This window comes from Streptomyces sp. NPDC001536 (assembly GCF_042894505.1).
In the GTDB taxonomy this organism is placed as follows: domain Bacteria; phylum Actinomycetota; class Actinomycetes; order Streptomycetales; family Streptomycetaceae; genus Streptomyces.
This window is the reverse complement of record NZ_JBIAVQ010000003.1, coordinates 246,186-263,900: the sequence shown is the minus strand read 5'-3', so window position 1 is coordinate 263,900 and position 17,715 is coordinate 246,186. Positions and strand designations below refer to the sequence as shown.

Here is a 17,715-nt window from a genome sequence, read left to right as displayed (position 1 = left end):
CGAATTGAAGGTGCCGCCTGGCTTCAGGGTCGAGAACGAGCGTGCCTACGAACCCGACATCTACGCGACCCATCGACGAACCTCCAGAACCACGAGCAACCGCCTGGACGGCGAAGCACTCTCCTTCGTCGCGGAACTGACCTCCCCCGTTCGGCGAGAAGCTTCCGATGCCGAGCCGTCCGCCTAGCGCGGCATCCGGCGTTGGAGCACGTCCGCCCGTTCCCGCAGCCGTACAGCCCTCTCCCCCGCGTCGATCAGCGGCACCTGCACATCCCTCAGCCCCTCCAGCCCGTCCGCGACAACCGGCCGTCGCACGTCGACGCCGGCCCGCTCCGCGAGCACCAGCACTGTCGCCACGAACCCCTCGGACAGCGCGTCGATGATGCCGTGCCGGGTGCGGTCGTGCAGCTCCAGCAGCGCGTCCACGTACGCCCCGAAGACCGCCGGGTCGATCTCGCACTCGTCGTTCTCCATCGGCCCGAACCCCGAGGGCACCCCCAGCTCCTCCTCGTACAGCCGCACGTACCGCAGGAACAGCCGGGCCGCCCCGTTGGAGGGGTTCCAGAGGGTCTCGTCACCGATGTCGAAGTACTGGCTCATGGCTGCCCCTCCCGGCCGTGATCACGGACGGGCACGGTAGCCGGGCCGGACGAGGCACCGCATCCGCGTTTCGCTGCGCCCCGCCGCGCTCCCGCTCGCCTACAACACCTCCATGTGCCACTACTGCGGTTGCCGCGACATCCCGCTCATCAAGGAGTTCATCGCCGAGCACGAGCGCGTCACCGACGCCGCCGGGGACGCCCTGCGGGCGCTGGCGCGCGGGGAGCCCGGGCGGGCCCGGGAGCTGGTCGGGGCCATGGTGAAGGAGCTCGACAGTCACTGGCGGGGTGAGGAGAACGGGCTGTTCGCGGTGATGCGGGCCGATCCGGAGTACGCCGACCACATCGACGCCCTCGTCACCGAGCACCGCGAGCTCGCCGCGCTGCTGCCCTCGCTGGACCTCACCGACCCGGCCGACGTCCGCACGCTCACCGAGGCGGTCCAGGAACTCCACCACCACATCGCCAAGGAGGAGGACGGCCTGTTCCCGGCCTCGCTGACGGCACTGTCGGGGGAGGAGTGGAACAGGGCGATGGCCGCGTGGACGGAGGCCCACCCGTGAACGGCCGTACGCCTCACCGCGCCGGCGGGGGCAGCCGCAGCGCCCCCTCCCACACGGTCCACGCCCCGCCTACCGTCCAATGCACCCCCCCGTACCGTCCACGTCCGCCTCACCGCCCCGGCAAGGTCAGCCCCAGCGCCCCCTCCCACACCGTCCACGTCCGCCTCCGTACCGGCCCCCACACGCCCGAGTCCGCCCGGTAGCGGAAGTCCGCGCCCGAGACCGTCACTCGCCGCCCACGGGCCAGCAGCGGGGACGCCTCCGCGCCCACCGACAGCGGGCGCACCTCCACCGCCGCCGCCCCGGAACCCCCGGGGATCACGGACACCGCCTCCACGGGCTGGTCCAGGTCGACGAGGATCTCGCCGTCCACCTCGACCCGCAGCCGGGAGGGGACGGTCACGGGGGACGGCTGGGCGGGGCGCAGCGGGCGGGTGGGCACCAGCGTCCGGACCAGGGACTGGCAGGTCCGCAGCCAGGGCCGTCCGGCGTCCTCCGGCTCCTCCTGCGGAGCGAGCGGTGGGATCCGGAGCGCGCCGAGGACCACGCCGTCGCTGTCGTCGACGAGCAGGTCGAGCCGCCGTTCGGCCCCGTCCAGGACCGCCCGCGCCGCCGCCACCGCGCCCATGGGCACCCCCAGGGACCGCGCGACGGTGAGCACACCGCCCACCGGCACGACCGACAGCACACATCCGGCCAGCTCCCGCTGCCGGTGCAGCAGGGACACCGTCCGCAGCAGCGCCCGGTCGTCGCCGACGACCACCGGCCGCCGCGAGCCGCGCCGGGCCAGCACCCGGGCGAACTCCTCCGGGTCCGCCGGCAGACACACCTTCATCCCCGCCGCACCCGCGCTGAGCACGTCTTTCGCGATTCTGACGGACTCCCCGTCCGTCCTGCGGGCAACCGGATCGATGACCACCAGCAGCTGATCGGAAGTCGCTGAAGTCGCCACCTCGGTCATGCCTCGCTTCCTCGGGTAGCATCTTTGTGCAAGAGCCCCTTGCGCTATTGCGCCAGGGGCTTCGTCTATTCCGGGGCATCCGGGTCCGACGGGTTCACGGCCGACATCGGCCGTCGGTGGCCGAAGCAGGTCGCCAGGGTACGAGGCACAAGGCCGTGTCGCGTACGCCCCTGACCTTGGACATGCCCCGCCCGGAAGGGGTGTACGCGCGTGCCCGCACTTGTGCTGCTCGGTGCTCAGTGGGGTGACGAAGGCAAGGGAAAGGCGACGGACCTGCTCGGCGGATCCGTTGACTATGTGGTGCGCTACCAGGGCGGCAACAACGCCGGCCACACGGTAGTCGTGGGCGATCAGAAGTACGCCCTCCACCTGCTTCCTTCCGGAATCCTCACCCCGGAGTGCACTCCGGTCATCGGCAACGGTGTCGTCATCGACCCGTCGGTCCTGTTCTCCGAGCTGAACGGGCTGAACGAGCGCGGCGTCGACACGTCCAAGCTCCTGATCAGCGGTAACGCTCACATCATCACGCCGTACAACGTGACCGTGGACAAGGTGACGGAACGCTTCCTCGGGAAGCGGAAGATCGGCACCACGGGCCGCGGCATCGGGCCCACCTACGCGGACAAGATCAACCGTGTGGGCATCCGGATCCAGGACCTGTACGACGAGTCGATCCTGACGCAGAAGGTGGAGGCGGCCCTCGACGGCAAGAACCAGCTCCTCACCAAGGTCTTCAACCGCCGCGCCATCGAGGTCGGCCAGGTCGTCGAGGAGCTGCTGTCCTACGCGGACCGCCTGAAGCCGTACGTCGCCGACACGGTCCTGATCCTCAACCAGGCCCTGGAGGACGACAAGGTCGTGCTCTTCGAGGGCGGCCAGGGCACCCTCCTGGACATCGACCACGGCACGTACCCCTTCGTGACGTCGTCGAACCCCACCGCCGGCGGTGCCTGCACCGGCGCCGGTGTCGGCCCGACGAAGATCAGCCGGGTCATCGGCATCCTGAAGGCGTACACGACCCGTGTCGGCTCGGGCCCCTTCCCGACCGAGCTCTTCGACGAGGACGGCGAGGCGCTGCGCCGCATCGGCGGCGAGCGGGGCGTCACCACCGGCCGTGACCGTCGCTGCGGCTGGTTCGACGCGGTCATCGCCCGCTACGCGACCCGCGTCAACGGCCTGACCGACTTCTTCCTCACCAAGCTCGACGTCCTCACCGGCTGGGAGCAGATCCCGGTCTGCGTGGCCTACGAGATCGACGGCAAGCGCGTCGAGGAGCTCCCCTACTCCCAGACCGACTTCCACCACGCGAAGCCGATCTACGAGACCCTCCCCGGCTGGTCCGAGGACATCACCAAGGCGAAGTCCTTCTCCGACCTCCCGAAGAACGCCCAGAGCTACGTCAAGGCGCTCGAGGAGATGTCCGGCGCCCCGATCTCCGCGATCGGCGTGGGCCCGGGCCGGGACGAGACGATCGAGATCAACTCGTTCATCTAGGACGCGTCACGCATGGGCCGGTCAAGGATTTCCTTGACCGGCCCATGGCCTGTTCCTGGTTCCTTCCGGAAGCGGAGGAACGCAACTATCTACGCGGGTAGTTGTGCCCTCCTCCCTCTCCAGTCCCAGGAGCTCCGTATGCCCGTCAGTCCCATGAACCGTCGCGAGTTCGTGCAGAAGTCGGCTGTCACCGGTGTGGCCGTGGCCGCGGCGGGGGCCGTCGCCGCAGCACCCGCCCAGGCCGCCGGACGCAAGCCCAGGACCTGGTCGTTCTCCGTCCTCGGCACCACCGACCTGCACAGCCATGTCTTCGACTGGGACTACTACAAGGACGCGGCCTACAGCGACGCCAAGGGCAACTCCGTCGGTGTCGCGCGCGTCGCCACGCTCATCAAGCAGCAGCGCGAGGCCAAGGGCGAGGAGCGGGTGCTGCTGGTCGACGCCGGTGACATCATCCAGGGCACCTCGCTCGCGTACTACTTCGCGCGCGTGCAGCCCATCACCGGCGAGGGCGTCAAGCATCCGATGGCCGTCGCCATGAACCACATGCGCTACGACGCCGCCGCCCTCGGCAACCACGAGTTCAACTACGGCATCGAGACCCTGCGCAAGTTCGAGAGCCAGTGTCACTTCCCGCTGCTCGGCGCCAACGCGCTGGACGCCAAGACCCTGAAGCCAGCCTTCGCGCCGTACACCGTGAAGCGGATCTGTGTGCCGGGCGCCCCCGACATCAAGGTCGGCATCCTCGGGCTCACCAACCCGGGCATCGCGCTGTGGGACAAGGACAACGTCAGCGGGAAGATGGTCTTCCCGGGGCTCGTCGAGCAGGCGAAGAAGTACGTGCCCCGGCTGCGGGCGCTCGGCTGTGACGTCGTCTTCCTGACCGACCACTCGGGTCTCGACGGATCGACGTCCTACGGCGACGCGCTCCCGTACGTCGAGAACGCCTCGAACCTCGTCGCCGAGCAGGTCCCCGGCATCGACGCGATCCTGGTCGGCCACACCCACGTCGAGGTGTCCTCGTACACCGTGAAGAACGCCGAGACCGGCGAGGAGGTGCTGCTGTCGGAGCCGTACTGCTGGGGCTACCGGCTCAGCGTCTTCGACTTCGAGGTCGAGCTGGAGCACGGCCGCTGGAAGGTCACCAAGAAGACCGCGCAGACCCTCGACCCCAAGTCCGTGGACGAGGACCCGGAGATCAGGAAGCTCCTGGAGGCCGACCACGAGCTGGTGGTGAAGTACGTCAACACGGCCGTGGGCACCTGCACCGAGGACCTCTCGGCGGCGGAGTCCTGCTGGAAGGACGTTCCCATCATGGACTTCATCCACCAGGTCCAGATGGACACGGTCAAGGCCGGCCTGTCGACGTCGGACGCGGCCCTCCCGCTGATCTCGGTCGCCGCGCCCTTCTCCCGCACCGCCGACATCCCCGCGGGCAGCGTCACCATCAAGGACATCGCCGGGCTCTACATCTACGACAACACCCTGTACGGCAAGAAGCTCACGGGCGCCCAGCTCAAGGACTACCTGGAGTTCGCGGCGAAGTACTACCACCAGGTGCCCGTCGGCACGAAGGTCGACACCGCGACCCTCACCAACGCCAACAGCTTCTGGGACTACATGTACGACACCGCCGCGGGCGTCTCGTACGACATCGACATCGCGGCCGCCGAGGGCTCCCGGATCAAGAACCTGACCTACGGCGGTACGGCGGTCCTGGACGACCAGGTCTTCGTCGTCGCCGTCAACAACTACCGGGCCAACGGCGGTTCGGGCTACCCGCACATCGCGGACGCGGACATCGCGTACAGCTCGACGAACGAGATCCGCCAGCTGATGATCGACTACGTGACGGCGAAGGGAGCCTTGGACCCGGCGGACTTCGCGGTCACCAACTGGAAGCTGACGCAGGGCGGGACCGCGGTGTTCCAGGGCTGACCGGCCGATCAGGCCGCCGCGAGAACCGCACCTCGCGACGACGGGGCGGCACGCGTGCCGGACCCCGTGGCGCCGGCATGATCCGCCAGGCGGACCCACAGGACGTGGAGAACCCGGCGGGGTGGCTGACGACGGCGGTCGCGCGGGTGTGTCCGAACATGCCGCGCTCGCGTGAGCACCGGCGGGACGACGAGATCGCCCCGCTGATCGAGAAGACCCCGGCGGCGACCCGGCAGTTGGCGAGCCGGGCCGCCGCCGGGTGGTCGGCGCCCACCTCGCCGCGACCCGGAGCGGCGACCTCGACGCACTGCTCGCCCTGCTCCACCCCGACGTCCTGCGGGCCGACCGCGCGGTTCGCGGATCTCGTCCTGGCCGGGGGCAAGATCGCCATGGCGATGCTGCCGAGATCGATGTGATCGCGGAGCCGGAACGGCCGGCGGGGCTGGAACCGGCCGTCGGGCATACGATGTAAATATGCGCAAATCCGGCTAAAAGGGGTAGGTGAGTGCGATGCGCATGATGCTCAAGGCGACGCTGGACACGGACAAGGCGAACGAGGTTCTGGCCAGCGGCAAGATGCAGGACCTGCTGGCGGAGACACTGGAGCGCATCAAGCCGGAGGCCGCCTACTTCGGGCCCGCGGGCGGTCGGCGGACCTGTTTCCTGGTCTTCGACATGCAGGACAGCTCGGACCTGCCTCCCATCGGCGAGCCGTTCTTCTCGCACCTCAACGCCCAGGTGGAGGTCTTCCCCATCATGAACCTCGACGACCTGAAGACAGGCCTGTCGCAGCTGCGTTGAGGCTCAGCTGAAGATGATCATCGACCCCTGTGCCAGGCTCCGGGTCGCCGCCGCGTGCAGGCCCAGCCACACATGCCGCTCACGGGCGAAGGGGCTGGGGTCGTACGGCGCGGGGACGGCCGGTTCCTCCAGTTCCGTGGGGCCCAGCGGCGGTTGGGGTGCCGCGGGCGGGTTGGCCGGGTCGATGCCGATCGCCGGGGCGACCAGCGCCAGCTCCCGCAGGAGTGCCTGGGAGGAGCCCAAGGGGCCGCCGCCGGCCAGGAGTTCGTCGTTGGCCAACGGGTGCGGGAAGTCCACCGGGACATAGGCACCGGCGTGGTCGTAGTGCCAGACCAGGTGGGACTGCTGGGCCGTCGTCTCGAACATCTCCAGCAACTGCTCGTAGTCCCCGCCCAGTTCGTCCACCGGCGTCACCGGCAGACCGCACATCTGGAGGAGATACGCGCGGCGCAGGAAGTGCAGCGCGTCGTAGTCGAAGCCGGCCACCGGGGCGACCTCACCGGACAGGCCCGGCATGTACTGGTACACCGGCACCGGCGGCAGCCCGGACTCGGCGAGTACCTGGTTGTATTGCGCGAGTTCCTCGGCGAACGGGTTGTCGGGCGTGTGGCACAACACGTCGACGAGCGGTACCAGCCACAGGTCACAGGCCAAAGAAGGCTCCTCGCATAGCACGGTGTAGCGAAGCGGTCAGGGAAGAGTAATCGGTCCGGCGTGCCGTGGCTTCCCCCTGGGCGGAGTCGGCCGGTCTGCCGCTGGTCCCATACCCACACCCGCGGGCGGCTCACTTATGGCGGCTCATCCGCCGGTCAGCCGCTCGACCACCGCGAGCGAGTGCGCGTTGTACGCGGCGACGATCTCCCGGGCGGCCGTGGTGTCCCGGTGGACCAGGGCGTCGACCAGCTCGGTGTGCTCGGCCCACAGCTGTCCGCGCAGGTCGGTGAGGCGGCGCAGGTGCTGTACCGCGCACACCCAGGACTGGACGCGCAGCCGGTGCAGGAAGTCGGCGAGGTAGGGGTTGCCGAACACGGTGCTCAACTCGCGCCAGAACCGCAGGTCGTAGCCGATCAGCACGGTGAGGTCACCGGCGAGGGCGGCCCGTTGCGCCTCCTCGCCGCGCCGGCGCACCCCGGCGAGGGCGGCGAGGACCCGGGAGTTGTCGGGGTCGTGGACGAACCCCTGGTGGCCGCCGTCCAGCGCGTGGAACATGCCGCCGATGACGAGGCTGCGGGCCTCGATGATGCCCCGGTAGTCGGCCAGGGAGTACTCGTGCACCCGGAAACCGCGATGCTGGTCCGCCTCCAGCAGACCTTGAGCGGACAGGTCGACGAGCGCCTCGCGGACCGGGGTCGCGGAGACCCCGTACTGTTCGGCGATCTCCTTGACCGTGAACTCCTGACCCGGCTGGAGACGCCCCGCGAGCACCTCGTCGCGAAGCGCGTCGGCGATCTGCTGCCGCAGGGTGCTGCGGGTCACGGCGCCGTTGCCGCTGCTGCCGGGCATGGTCGGCCTCTCCCTGTGGCGGTCGGGTGGGCGTGCTCGTACACGTATGTCTACGAGCACGCCACCTTACGCGTTCGGGTTTCCGGCGTTTACCCGCGTAGCGTGCGTCACAGGGCCGGCGGCTACCGCGTGTGCTCGTCCGCCACGGAGAGCGCCGCGTCCAGCGCCGACAGGCCTTCCTTCAGCTCGGCCTCGGTGATGTTGCACGGCGGCACGACATGGGTGCGGTTCATGTTGATGAACGGCCAGATGCCGTGCTTCTTGGCGGCGGCGCCGAACGCGAGCATCGGGGCGTTGGCCTCACCGGCCGCGTTGTACGGCACCAGCGGCTCGCGGGTCTCCTTGTTCTTCACCAGGTCGAGGGCCCAGAACATGCCGACACCGCGGACCTCGCCGACGGAGGGGTGGCGCTCCGCGAGGTCCCGCAGCGCGGGCTCCAGGACCTCGGAGCCGAGCCGGGCGGCGTTCTCGACGACGCCCTCCTCGGCCATCACGTTGATCGTGGCGACGGCGGCCGCGCAGGCCAGCGGGTGCCCGGAGTACGTCAGACCGCCGGGGTAGGGGCGCCGGGCGAAGGTCTCGGCGATCGCGGCGGAGATGGCGACACCGCCGAGCGGCACGTATCCGCTGTTCACGCCCTTGGCGAAGGTGATCAGGTCCGGGGTCACGTCGAACAGGTCGGCCGCGAACCACTCACCGGTCCGTCCGAAGCCGGCCATGACCTCGTCGAGGATGAAGACGATCCCGTACTTGTCGCAGATCTCGCGGACACCGGCGAGGTAGCCGGGCGGCGGGACCATGATCCCGGCGGTGCCGGGGATGGTCTCCAGGATGATCGCGGCGACGGTGGCCGGCCCCTCGAAGGCGATCGTCGTCTCCAGGTGCTCCAGCGCCCGCGCGCACTCCTGCTCCTCCGTCTCCGCGTAGAAGCGCGAGCGGTACAGGTACGGCGCCCAGAAGTGCACGACACCGGCGGAGGCGCTGTCGGAGGCCCAGCGGCGCGGGTCACCGGTGATGTTGATCGCCTGCTGGGTGCCGCCGTGGTACGAGCGGTAGGCGGAGAGCACCTTGGACCGCCCGGTGTGCAGCCGGGCCATGCGCACGGCGTGCTCGACGGCGTCCGCGCCGCCGTTGGTGAAGAAGATCTTGTCCAGGTCGCCGGGCGTCCGCTCGGCGATCAGCCGGGCCGCCTCGGAACGGGACTCGATGGCGAAGGCGGGCGCGAACGTGGACAGGGTCGCGGCCTGTTCCTGGATCGCGGCGACGACCTTCGGGTGCTGGTAGCCGATGTTGGTGTAGACGAGCCCGCTGGTGAAGTCGAGGTAGCGGTTCCCGTCGTAGTCCCAGAAGTACGACCCCTCCGCGCCGGCGACGGCGAGCGGGTCGATGAGCTCCTGCGCGGACCAGGAGTGGAACACATGAGCACGGTCCGCGGCCTTGACGGCGGCGCCGACCTCGGGGTTTGGCTGAGGGGTCATGCGAGTGAGCGTAAATGTCCGCGATACGGAAGCGGTATCGGCGTCCTGTCTGTGGACGCGGGCTTTCCACGACAGGTTGTCCAGGGGCGCCGATGCCGAGCTATTGACAGCATTCTGTCGAAGTGACAGCATGTTGTCATCAAGAGGTGAGGAACGACAGAGGAGCCAGCCATGAGCCGCAAGCCCGTGCATCTCGCCGTGTACGACACCTACGCCGACTGGGAGACCGGCCACGCCACGGCGTATCTGGCCCGCGCCGGGTACGAGATCCGTACGGTCGGCCCGAGCGAGGAGGCGGTGACCTCCATCGGGGGGCTGCGGGTCCAGCCCGCGAGCGCCCTGGACGACGTGCGGCCGGAGGACAGCTCCCTGTTGATCCTTCCGGGAGCCGATCTCTGGGACACCACCGACGAGTTGGCCCCCTTCGCCCGCAAGGCGCGGGAGTTCCTGGCCGCCGGGGTGCCGGTCGCCGCGATCTGCGGAGCCACCGCCGGGCTCGCGCGGGAGGGGCTGCTCGACGACCGGGAGCACACCAGCGCGATCTCCTTCTATCTGGCGGCCACCGGGTACAAGGGCGGCTCCCGCTACGTGGACGCCGACGCCGTGACCGACGGCGGACTGATCACCGCCGGGCCCACCGAGCCCGTCGCCTTCGCACGGGAGATCTTCGGGCTTCTCGGGGTGTACGAGGGTGAGGTGCTGGACGCCTGGTACCGGCTGTTCCACGACTCCGACGTCGAGGCGTACGCCGTGCTGGAGGGGGCTCAGTGAGCCAGGAGCGGCAGGAACTGCTCAGCCGCGGCGCGCTCGGGGTCTTCCGGCTCAACGGGCAGTTCCTGGGCGTCGCCGAGGAACTGGCGAAGCCCGCCGGGCTCACCGCCGCCTGGTGGCAGGTGCTGGGGGCGGTGCTCGGGGAGCCGCTGCCGGTGGCCGGGATCGCCCGGGCGATGGGGATCACCCGGCAGAGCGTGCAGCGCATCGCCGATCTGCTGGTCGAGCGCGGGCTCGCCGAGTACCGGGACAACCCCGCCCACCGGCGCGCCAAGCTCCTCGCGCCCACCGAGGAGGGGCTCGCGGCGGTCCGGCGCATCGACCCCGGGCACGCGGCCTACGCCGACCGGCTCGCCGAGGCGTTCGGCCAGGACGAGCTGGCGGACGCCGTACGGCTCATGGAACGGCTCTCCAAGGTGCTGGAGCGGCTCGGCCCGCCGGTGACGCAACCGGACCGGTCCGTTACGGAACCGTAGAACGGGCGTCGCTGACCTCCCCGTATGCCCGCACTATCGTGGTCAGTCGCACGGGGGCACGCACGGGGGAGTTCGGGGGAGGGGCTGCGATGGAGAGCCTGGGGGCGGGGGATCCGCAGAGGATCGGGGCGTACCGGCTGCTGGCGCGGCTCGGGGCCGGCGGGATGGGGCAGGTGTATCTCGCCCGCTCGGACCGGGGCCGTACCGTCGCCGTCAAGCTGGTGCGCGAGGAGCTGGCCGCGCAGGAGGAGTTCCGGGCGCGGTTCCGGCAGGAGGTGCGGGCCGCCCGGCAGGTCGGCGGGTACTGGACCGCGCCCGTCCTCGACGCCGACACCGAGGCCGCCGTGCCGTGGGTCGCCACCGGGTATGTCGCCGGTCCCAGCCTCCAGCAGGTCGTCGGGCACGACCACGGGGCGCTGCCCGAGCGGTCGGTGAGGATCCTCGCCGCCGGGCTCGCGCACGCGCTCCAGGACATCCACGCGGCCGGGATCGTGCACCGGGATCTGAAGCCGTCCAATGTGCTGGTGACGATCGACGGGCCCCGTGTCATCGACTTCGGCATCGCACGGGCCCTGGAGACGGTGACCGACGGGGGGCTCACACGGACCGGCGCCCTTGTCGGGTCGCCCGGGTTCATGGCGCCCGAGCAGGTGCGGGGCGACCGGATCACACCGGCCTGCGATGTGTTCTGCCTCGGCTCGGTGCTCGCGTACGCCGCCACGGGCCGGCTCCCCTTCGGGGCCGGGGGCAGTGGTGTGCACGCCCTGATGTTCCGGATCGCCCAGGAGGAACCCGACCTGACGGGCGTGCCCGAGGGGATCGCCGAGCTCGTCCACGACTGCCTGAAGAAGGACCCGGCGAAACGGCCGACCCTGGACCGGGTGCTGGAGCGGACCGGGGCGGAGGACACGGTGTCCGACGGACGGTCACGGGACCCGTGGCTGCCGAGTGCGCTGGTGGCTCAACTCGGGCGGCATGCGGTGCGGTTGCTGGATGCGGAGGATCCGGAGGGGCCGGGGGCGGAATCCGGTGCGGGCGTGGGCGTGGGCTCTGGTCCTGGTTCGGTTCCCGGCCCTGGCGTGGGCTCGGTTCCCGGTCCCGGTATGGACTCGGGCCCTGGTTCGGTTCCCGGCGCGGGCTCTGGCCCCGGTCTGATTCCCGGTCCCGGCGCGGGTTCGACTTCCGGCCCCGGCGCGGACTCCGGCCCTGGTTCGGCCCCCGCCCCCGGTTCCAGTTCCGGCTCCGGCTCCGGCTCCGGCGAAGCCCCGCCCGAGCACGCCCCCGCCCCCGCCGACGACACCCCGCCCACCCCGGGGCGGCCAGGCGGCGGTGCGCCGATGAACCACCTGCCCACCGTCGTCGCGGGGCAGGGCGCCCAGACGCCTCCGCCGGCGCCGGCGGGCGGGCCGGGCCGGGCGCAGCCCCCGTACGGGCCCACGCCCGCCCACCCCGGCCACGGCGCCGATCCGCGGACGCCCCCGCCGTACGGCCCCGCGGCCGGCCACCCCGCCTACGGCCATCCCCAGCAGCACCCGCAACACCCCCAGCAGCCGCAGTCGGCGTACGGATATCCGCAGCAGCCCCAGGCCCCCGCGTACGGCTACCCGTCCCAGCCCGGCGCCCCTTCGCCGTACAACCCGTACGGCGGCCCCGGCCACACCCCGCCCTACGGACCCGGCCCGGGTTTCCCCCCGGCTCCCGAACCCCAGCGCCGCAACGGCCGTTCCACCGCCGCCCTCGTCGTGGTCGCCCTGGTCGTCGCGCTCGCCGCGGGCGGTTCGGTCTACGCGCTGATGAACAGCGACGGCGGTGACGACGACAAGGCCGGTCCCACTCCCACCCCCACCGCGAGCGCGCCCACGACGCCGGGCCCCACCACCCCGGAGCCCTCGCCGACGCCGACCACCTCGGCTCCGGCGGACGGCGGCATCCCGGCCGGTTATCTCGGCACCTGGACCAGCACCATCGACAACTCCGAGGGCTCGCACACCCGTCAACTCACCATCCAGGACGGCGAGGTGGGCGACACCGTCCTCTCGCTCGTCGCCGACGGCCCCGACTACCACTGTGTGTTCGAGGCGGACCTGGCCGAAACACCCGCCGACAACGGGCCGTTGCGGATCGGCCCGTCCACGGTGACGGTCGGCGAGCCCGCCTCCTCCTGCTCGCCGGGCGCGGCCAGCGAGGTCACCCTGCTGGCGAACGGCACCCTGGAACGCGTGAACACGAGCAACGGGGAGAAGCTGACGTACACCAAGCGGTAATCCGAACTCCGCCTGCTCGTAAGGCTGTTGCACTCGCACAGTCGTACGGTTCCGTCGGTGGAATGGCTGAACGCAGAGAACGCCGTGGCCGTCGGGACGGCCGTGCTCGGTATCGCCGCCTCCGGGGTGATGGTCTGGTACGAGCGCCGGGTGCCGCGCCGCAAGCGGATCGGCTACCGCGTCCAGATGGACAACCCGATCGGCGACGACGTGCGTTCGGGGCGGGCCAACGTACGGCTCGGCCTCTTCGACGAGGCCCCGGAGATGGCGGACGCCACTCTCGTCCTCCTCCGCGTCGAGAACGACGGCTCGCAGGGCATCGACCGTGACGACTACACGGGCCCCGCCCCCCACGGTCTGACCGCGCTCTTCACCGACCGCACCATCCGCGGTGTCTCGGTCACCCAGCCCAACGACCGCGACCACCTCATGGACCACTTCACCCCGGAACGCGGCTTCGGCTACGAGGGCAACCGGCTGCGCATCCCCCGCGTCCCGCTCAACCGCGGCGACCACTTCAAACTGCTCGTCCTGCTGTCCGGCGGCGACGTGGGCCGCGAGATACGGCTGACGGGCGGTCTGCGCGACGGCGAGGTGCACCCCAACCGCAGCGCGACCCCCGACGAGACACCGCCGGTCCTCAGCGGCCCGGCGCGGATCTTCACCGCCCTGCTCACGCTCTCCGTCCTCGTGCTCGCCGGCATCATCGTCGCCACCGACGACACCCGCCCGCCCCTCGGCTGCGAACAGGGCGCACTGACCGTCACCGGCTCGACCGCCTTCGCCCCCGTGGTCAGGACGCTGGCGAAGGAGTACGAGAAGGACTGCGAGGGCGCGGACATCACGGTCGAGGCGCGGGGCAGCGAGGCGGGAGTCGCCGAACTCGCCGCGGAGGGAGGGGAGTCGGATGTGATCGCCTTCTCCGACGGTCCGATGGGCGAACGGCTGAACCTGCACGGCGAGAGGGTCGCGCTCTCCGCCTTCACCCTCGTCGCGAACGAGAGTGTCGACCTCGGGCGCGTGGGCCTGACCCGGGCGGAGGTACGACGCCTGTACAGCGGCGAGATCACCCGCTGGCGTCAGCTGGACCCGGCTCTCCCGGACCTGCCGGTCGTCCTCGTCAGCCGGAACGCCGACTCCGGAACCCGCCAGATCTTCCAGCAGCGCGTCCTCGGCACCTGGGAACGGGTCCCCAGCACCTCGCTGGACTGCGTCCACAAGGACGATCGCTCCGCACCCGTCGTGCGCTGCGAACTCGGCTCCACGGAGAAGGTGCTGGACAAGGTCGCGGAGGTGCCGGGTGCCATCGGCTACAGCGAACTCGCCGTCGCCGGCGGCCACCAGGGCCTGCTGACGGTCCCGCTCGACGGTGTCTCCCCCTCCGTGCAGGCCGACAACTACCCTTACCGGGGAGTCGAGTACGCGTACACGTATCGCTCGCCGCAGCCGGGTTCGCTGGCCGCCGCCTTTCTCGCCTATCTGGAGGAGGTCGCCAGTCAGGACGTGATCCGCGACAACGGGCATCTCCCGTGCGCGCAGGAGGAGCAGTCCTGCGGGTGACCCTTGCCGACCGTTGAGGTGTCCACGACCATTGCTGGGGTCGGTCGGCAACCCCAGCCCCGGGAGGACACATGCGTCCCAACAGGAGAACGGTCCTGACCGCGACGGGAGCGGCCGCGGCCGCCGCGTGCACGAGCGGGGGGACCGCCGAGGCGACGCCCTCCGCCCGGCCCGAACCCTCGGCCGGCCCGACCGGGACCGCACGCCCGGGCAGCCGTCCTCCGGCCACCGCCCAGCCCCCGTCCCGCGAACTGCGTGCCCTGCTCCGGGAGATCGACCCGGACCGCATCGAGGCGACGGTCCGCAAACTCGTCTCCTTCGGCACCCGCCACACCCTCTCCGCCCAGGACGACCCGGCCCGCGGCATCGGCGCCGCCCGCGACTGGCTGCTGGCCGAACTGCGCTCGTACGCCGAGGCCTCCGGCGGCCGGATGACCGCCGAACTCCAGTCGTACGTCCAGGAACCGGGCCCCCGGATCCCGACGCCGACCCGCATCACCAACGTCGTCGCGACCCTGCGCGGCTCGGTCACCCCGGAGCGGATCTACGTCGTCTCCGGGCACTACGACTCCCGGGTCACCGACGTCATGGACGCCACCTCGGACGCCCCGGGCGCCGACGACGACGCGTCCGGTGTGGCGGTGGCGCTGGAGCTGGCGAGGGTGATGGCGAAGAGGCGCCCCGCCGCGACGATCGTGTTCGCGGCGGTGGCGGGGGAGGAGCAGGGCCTGTTCGGGTCGGCGTACATGGCCCAGCGGTTCAAGGCGGCCGGGGCGGATGTGCAGGGCATGTTCACCAACGACATCGTCGGCAGCCCGACCGCCGACGACGGCACGGAGGACCCGTACACCATCCGCCTGTTCGCGGAGGGCGTGCCGTCCTCGGAGACCGCCGAACAGGCCGCGACGCGCCGCTCGGTCGGCGGCGAGAACGACTCGGCGACCCGCCAGCTCGCCCGTTTCGTACGGGACGTGGCCGACAACGACGCCACCGGCATGAACGTCCGTGTCGTCTACCGCCGGGACCGCTACCGCCGCGGCGGCGACCACATCCCCTTCCTCGAACGCGCCTACCCGGCCGCCCGCTTCACCGAGCCCGCCGAGGACTTCGCTCACCAGCACCAGGACGTACGGGTCGAGGACGGCAAGCAGTACGGCGACCTGCCCGAGTTCTGCGACTTCGCCTTCATCGCGCGCGTGGCCAGGGTGAACGGCGCCGCCCTGTGGACCCTGGCCCAGGCCCCCGGCACGCCCCGGGGCGCGAAGATCGTCACGACCAACCTCACCAACTCCACGGAGCTGGTGTGGACCCGGGGCACGGAACCGGATCTGGCGGGCTACGAGGTCGTGTGGCGCGAGACGACGGCACCGGAGTGGACGCATGTCGTCCCGGTCGGTGATGTGACCAGGCACGAGGTGGACCTGTCGAAGGACAACGTGTTCTTCGGGGTGCGGGCGGTGAACGCGAAGGGGCTGCGGAGCCCGGTGGCGTTCCCGGAACCGCAGGCCTAGATCCACCCCTGCTGCCAGGCGTGGTGGGCCGCCGCATGCCGCGTGGTGGCCCCCAGCTTGGACATCGCGGCGGAGAGATAGTTGCGGACGGTCCCCTGGGCCAGATGCACCTGCGCGGCGATCTCGGCCACCGACGCCCCGGTGCGGGCCGCCCGCAACACCTCCAACTCCCGTTCGCTGAGCGGGCAGTCGTCCTCCGTCAGCGCGGACGCGGCGATGTCCGGATCGACATAGCGGCGCCCGGCGGCGATGTCGCGGAGGATCTCCGCGAGCCGGGCCGCTGGGGTCGTCTTGGGCACGAACCCGCGGACCCCGGCGGCCAGGGCGCGGCGCAGCACGGCAGGCCGGGCGTGCCGGGTCACGATGACGACATGGATGTCCTGGTGGGCGGCCCGGATCTCCTCGGCGGCCCGCAGCCCGTCCGTGGGCGGCATCTCCAGATCCAGTACGGCGATGTCGGGCCGGTGCTCCAGGGCGAGCCGTACGGCATCGGTGGAGGTGGCGGCCTCCGCGACCACCGTGAGGTCGTCCTCCAGGGCGAGGAGCGCGGCGAGGGCGCTGCGCAGGAGGTCCTCGTCGTCGGCGAGAAGCAGCCGGATCACTCGGCGGTCCTCTGTACGGGCAGGGTCGCGGTCACCACGAAACGGTCGCCGTCCTCCCGCTGCCAGGTCAACTCCCCACCCGCGGACCGCAGTCGCCCGGCGAGACCGAGGAGGCCGGTGCCGTCGCCGGTGCCGGGGTGCTCGTGGGCCTGGTCGTTGCTGATCCGCAGCAGGGCCTGTTCCCCGCTGACGCGGTAGTCGACCTCGGCGTGCCGGGCCTGACTGTGGCGCAGGACGTTGGTGGTGGCCTCGCGCATGACGAGGCCGAGGAGTTGGCGGGTGGAGTCGCTCAACTGCCCTTGAAGCGCTGGTGGTTCCACGTTCATGCGCGCGTCGATCCCGGCCGCCGCCAGCACCCGGGTGGCGTTGGCGATCTCGTCGTCGAGTGTCGTACGGCGGATGCCTTGCACCACCGCCCGGGTGTCCCGCAGCGCGTCCGCGCACAGCTGCCGTATCTCCTGCATCTCGCCGGAGGCGCGCGCCGGGTCGACCTCGGCGATGCGTGAGGCCAACTCCGCCTTCAGCGCGATGACTTGCAGATGGTGCCCCTGGATGTCGTGCAGGTCGGAGGCGAACCGCAGCCGCTCGTCCTTCACCGCCAGCTCCGCCTCCAGCCGCCGCGCCCGGTCGAGCCGCCCCGCGACCCGCCAGGCCCACAGCGGCCCGAGTACGGTCCACACGGTGAAGACGGTCAGGAAGGCCGGGAAGAGCGCGGCGTACGCCAACTCCCCGTCCCCCGACGCCAGGTTCACGGCACCGCCGGGCACCAGCGCGAGGACGACGGCACCGCCGATCAGCCGCCGCCTCCCGGCCGCGGAGAGACAGGCGGCCACGATCGCCACGGTCACGGCCGGGGCGACCGCCCACAGCCCGTAGTTGTGCCGGGTGAGGGGCAGTACGGCGAGCGCGGCGGCGGCGAGACAGGCGATGACCAGCCACCCCGCGAGCGGCCGCAGGGCGGGCGTACGGGCCTCCATCGCCCCGCTGAGGAGCACGGCCGCGGCCACCGCGTGGACGCCCAGTGCCGGGACCACCGGCGCCCGCGCCCACAGCGGCACGTCCCCGTCCAGGGCCCAGCTCCCGTACGCCAGCACCAGCACACAGACGACGGTCCCCGGCACGGCCCACCACGTGTAGCGCCGGAAACTCGTGAGCCCCGCCCCGTTGTCCACGCGGTCATTGTGGCAGCGGCGA

The 17,715-nt window shown here is 71.2% G+C and carries 17 protein-coding genes; 10 read left to right on the top strand and 7 right to left on the bottom strand.

Going from position 1 to position 17,715, the window contains the following annotated elements:
- Positions 1-183: 183 nt before the first annotated feature.
- Positions 184-600 (bottom strand): DUF6086 family protein, encoded by a 417-nt coding sequence (locus tag ACFY0U_RS10155; protein ID WP_388633026.1) that lies wholly within the window; start codon positions 598-600, stop codon positions 184-186.
- Between the two features lie 112 nt (positions 601-712).
- Here ACFY0U_RS10155 and ACFY0U_RS10150 point away from each other — a divergent pair, with 112 nt between their 5' ends.
- Entirely contained in the window at positions 713-1,162 is a 450-nt protein-coding gene (locus tag ACFY0U_RS10150) for a hemerythrin domain-containing protein (protein ID WP_388633023.1), read from the top strand.
- A 109-nt stretch (positions 1,163-1,271) separates the two neighbouring features.
- On the opposite strand, the gene ACFY0U_RS10145 is transcribed toward ACFY0U_RS10150, so the two are convergent.
- Positions 1,272-2,123 carry a diacylglycerol kinase gene (locus tag ACFY0U_RS10145; protein WP_388633020.1) on the bottom strand — a complete coding sequence of 284 codons (852 nt, stop codon included), beginning with the start codon at positions 2,121-2,123 and terminating at the stop codon, positions 1,272-1,274.
- A 210-nt stretch (positions 2,124-2,333) separates the two neighbouring features.
- On the opposite strand from ACFY0U_RS10145, the gene ACFY0U_RS10140 reads away from it, so the two are divergent.
- The 4 genes from ACFY0U_RS10140 to ACFY0U_RS10125 all read left to right on the top strand — a co-directional run bounded on the left by ACFY0U_RS10140 (position 2,334) and on the right by ACFY0U_RS10125 (position 6,356).
- A complete protein-coding gene (locus ACFY0U_RS10140) occupies positions 2,334-3,617 on the top strand; it encodes an adenylosuccinate synthase (RefSeq protein ID WP_388633018.1) in 1,284 nt (427 codons plus the stop codon).
- A gap of 138 nt (positions 3,618-3,755) precedes the next feature.
- Positions 3,756-5,555, top strand: a complete 1,800-nt coding sequence (locus ACFY0U_RS10135) for a bifunctional metallophosphatase/5'-nucleotidase (protein ID WP_388633016.1) — start codon at positions 3,756-3,758, stop codon at positions 5,553-5,555.
- Between the two features lie 77 nt (positions 5,556-5,632).
- Positions 5,633-5,971: a hypothetical protein gene (locus tag ACFY0U_RS10130; protein WP_388633013.1), complete on the top strand. Its 339-nt coding sequence runs from the start codon at positions 5,633-5,635 to the stop codon at positions 5,969-5,971.
- 94 nt (positions 5,972-6,065) lie between these two features.
- Positions 6,066-6,356 carry a hypothetical protein gene (locus tag ACFY0U_RS10125; RefSeq protein ID WP_388633010.1) on the top strand — a complete coding sequence of 97 codons (291 nt, stop codon included), beginning with the start codon at positions 6,066-6,068 and terminating at the stop codon, positions 6,354-6,356.
- Between the two features lie 3 nt (positions 6,357-6,359).
- Here the strand turns inward: ACFY0U_RS10125 and ACFY0U_RS10120 are convergent, their stop codons facing one another.
- The 3 genes from ACFY0U_RS10120 to ACFY0U_RS10110 form a co-directional block, all read right to left on the bottom strand.
- The gene (locus ACFY0U_RS10120) at positions 6,360-7,010 is read right to left on the bottom strand and encodes a hypothetical protein (RefSeq protein WP_388633008.1); all 651 of its coding nucleotides are present in this window, start codon (positions 7,008-7,010) and stop codon (positions 6,360-6,362) included.
- Between the two features lie 144 nt (positions 7,011-7,154).
- Entirely contained in the window at positions 7,155-7,859 is a 705-nt protein-coding gene (locus ACFY0U_RS10115) for a GntR family transcriptional regulator (RefSeq protein ID WP_388633006.1), read from the bottom strand.
- A 122-nt stretch (positions 7,860-7,981) separates the two neighbouring features.
- Positions 7,982-9,337, bottom strand: coding sequence for an aspartate aminotransferase family protein (locus ACFY0U_RS10110; protein WP_388633004.1), 1,356 nt, complete (start codon positions 9,335-9,337; stop codon positions 7,982-7,984).
- Between the two features lie 171 nt (positions 9,338-9,508).
- On the opposite strand from ACFY0U_RS10110, the gene ACFY0U_RS10105 reads away from it, so the two are divergent.
- The 5 genes from ACFY0U_RS10105 to ACFY0U_RS10085 all read left to right on the top strand — a co-directional run bounded on the left by ACFY0U_RS10105 (position 9,509) and on the right by ACFY0U_RS10085 (position 15,919).
- Positions 9,509-10,108, top strand: a complete 600-nt coding sequence (locus ACFY0U_RS10105; protein WP_388633001.1) for a type 1 glutamine amidotransferase family protein — start codon at positions 9,509-9,511, stop codon at positions 10,106-10,108.
- Complete coding sequence (locus tag ACFY0U_RS10100) at positions 10,105-10,584, top strand: MarR family winged helix-turn-helix transcriptional regulator (RefSeq protein ID WP_388632998.1); 480 nt, start codon at positions 10,105-10,107, stop codon at positions 10,582-10,584. Before ACFY0U_RS10105 ends, ACFY0U_RS10100 begins: the two co-directional genes overlap by 4 nt.
- A gap of 89 nt (positions 10,585-10,673) precedes the next feature.
- Entirely contained in the window at positions 10,674-12,848 is a 2,175-nt protein-coding gene (locus tag ACFY0U_RS10095) for a serine/threonine-protein kinase (RefSeq protein ID WP_388632996.1), read from the top strand.
- 57 nt (positions 12,849-12,905) lie between these two features.
- On the top strand, positions 12,906-14,408 hold the full coding sequence (locus ACFY0U_RS10090) for a PstS family phosphate ABC transporter substrate-binding protein (RefSeq protein ID WP_388632994.1): 1,503 nt from the start codon (positions 12,906-12,908) through the stop codon (positions 14,406-14,408).
- Positions 14,409-14,479: 71 nt separating this feature from the next.
- Positions 14,480-15,919, top strand: a complete 1,440-nt coding sequence (locus ACFY0U_RS10085) for a M28 family metallopeptidase (RefSeq protein ID WP_388632991.1) — start codon at positions 14,480-14,482, stop codon at positions 15,917-15,919.
- Here ACFY0U_RS10085 and ACFY0U_RS10080 read toward each other — a convergent pair.
- Positions 15,916-16,521 carry a DNA-binding response regulator gene (locus ACFY0U_RS10080; RefSeq protein ID WP_388632989.1) on the bottom strand — a complete coding sequence of 202 codons (606 nt, stop codon included), beginning with the start codon at positions 16,519-16,521 and terminating at the stop codon, positions 15,916-15,918. The genes ACFY0U_RS10085 and ACFY0U_RS10080 overlap by 4 nt on opposite strands.
- Positions 16,518-17,693 (bottom strand): sensor histidine kinase, encoded by a 1,176-nt coding sequence (locus ACFY0U_RS10075; protein WP_388632986.1) that lies wholly within the window; start codon positions 17,691-17,693, stop codon positions 16,518-16,520. The genes ACFY0U_RS10080 and ACFY0U_RS10075 overlap by 4 nt, the downstream gene beginning before the upstream one ends.
- Positions 17,694-17,715: the final 22 nt, after the last annotated feature.

Coding starts and splice junctions, on each gene's coding strand:
- ACFY0U_RS10155 (WP_388633026.1), bottom strand. CDS start 600: ATGAGCCAGTACTTCGACATCGGTGACGAGACCCTCTGGAACCCCTCC.
- ACFY0U_RS10150 (WP_388633023.1), top strand. CDS start 713: ATGTGCCACTACTGCGGTTGCCGCGACATCCCGCTCATCAAGGAGTTC.
- ACFY0U_RS10145 (WP_388633020.1), bottom strand. CDS start 2,123: ATGACCGAGGTGGCGACTTCAGCGACTTCCGATCAGCTGCTGGTGGTC.
- ACFY0U_RS10135 (WP_388633016.1), top strand. CDS start 3,756: ATGCCCGTCAGTCCCATGAACCGTCGCGAGTTCGTGCAGAAGTCGGCT.
- ACFY0U_RS10130 (WP_388633013.1), top strand. CDS start 5,633: ATGATCCGCCAGGCGGACCCACAGGACGTGGAGAACCCGGCGGGGTGG.
- ACFY0U_RS10125 (WP_388633010.1), top strand. CDS start 6,066: ATGCGCATGATGCTCAAGGCGACGCTGGACACGGACAAGGCGAACGAG.
- ACFY0U_RS10115 (WP_388633006.1), bottom strand. CDS start 7,859: ATGCCCGGCAGCAGCGGCAACGGCGCCGTGACCCGCAGCACCCTGCGG.
- ACFY0U_RS10110 (WP_388633004.1), bottom strand. CDS start 9,337: ATGACCCCTCAGCCAAACCCCGAGGTCGGCGCCGCCGTCAAGGCCGCG.
- ACFY0U_RS10105 (WP_388633001.1), top strand. CDS start 9,509: ATGAGCCGCAAGCCCGTGCATCTCGCCGTGTACGACACCTACGCCGAC.
- ACFY0U_RS10095 (WP_388632996.1), top strand. CDS start 10,674: ATGGAGAGCCTGGGGGCGGGGGATCCGCAGAGGATCGGGGCGTACCGG.
- ACFY0U_RS10085 (WP_388632991.1), top strand. CDS start 14,480: ATGCGTCCCAACAGGAGAACGGTCCTGACCGCGACGGGAGCGGCCGCG.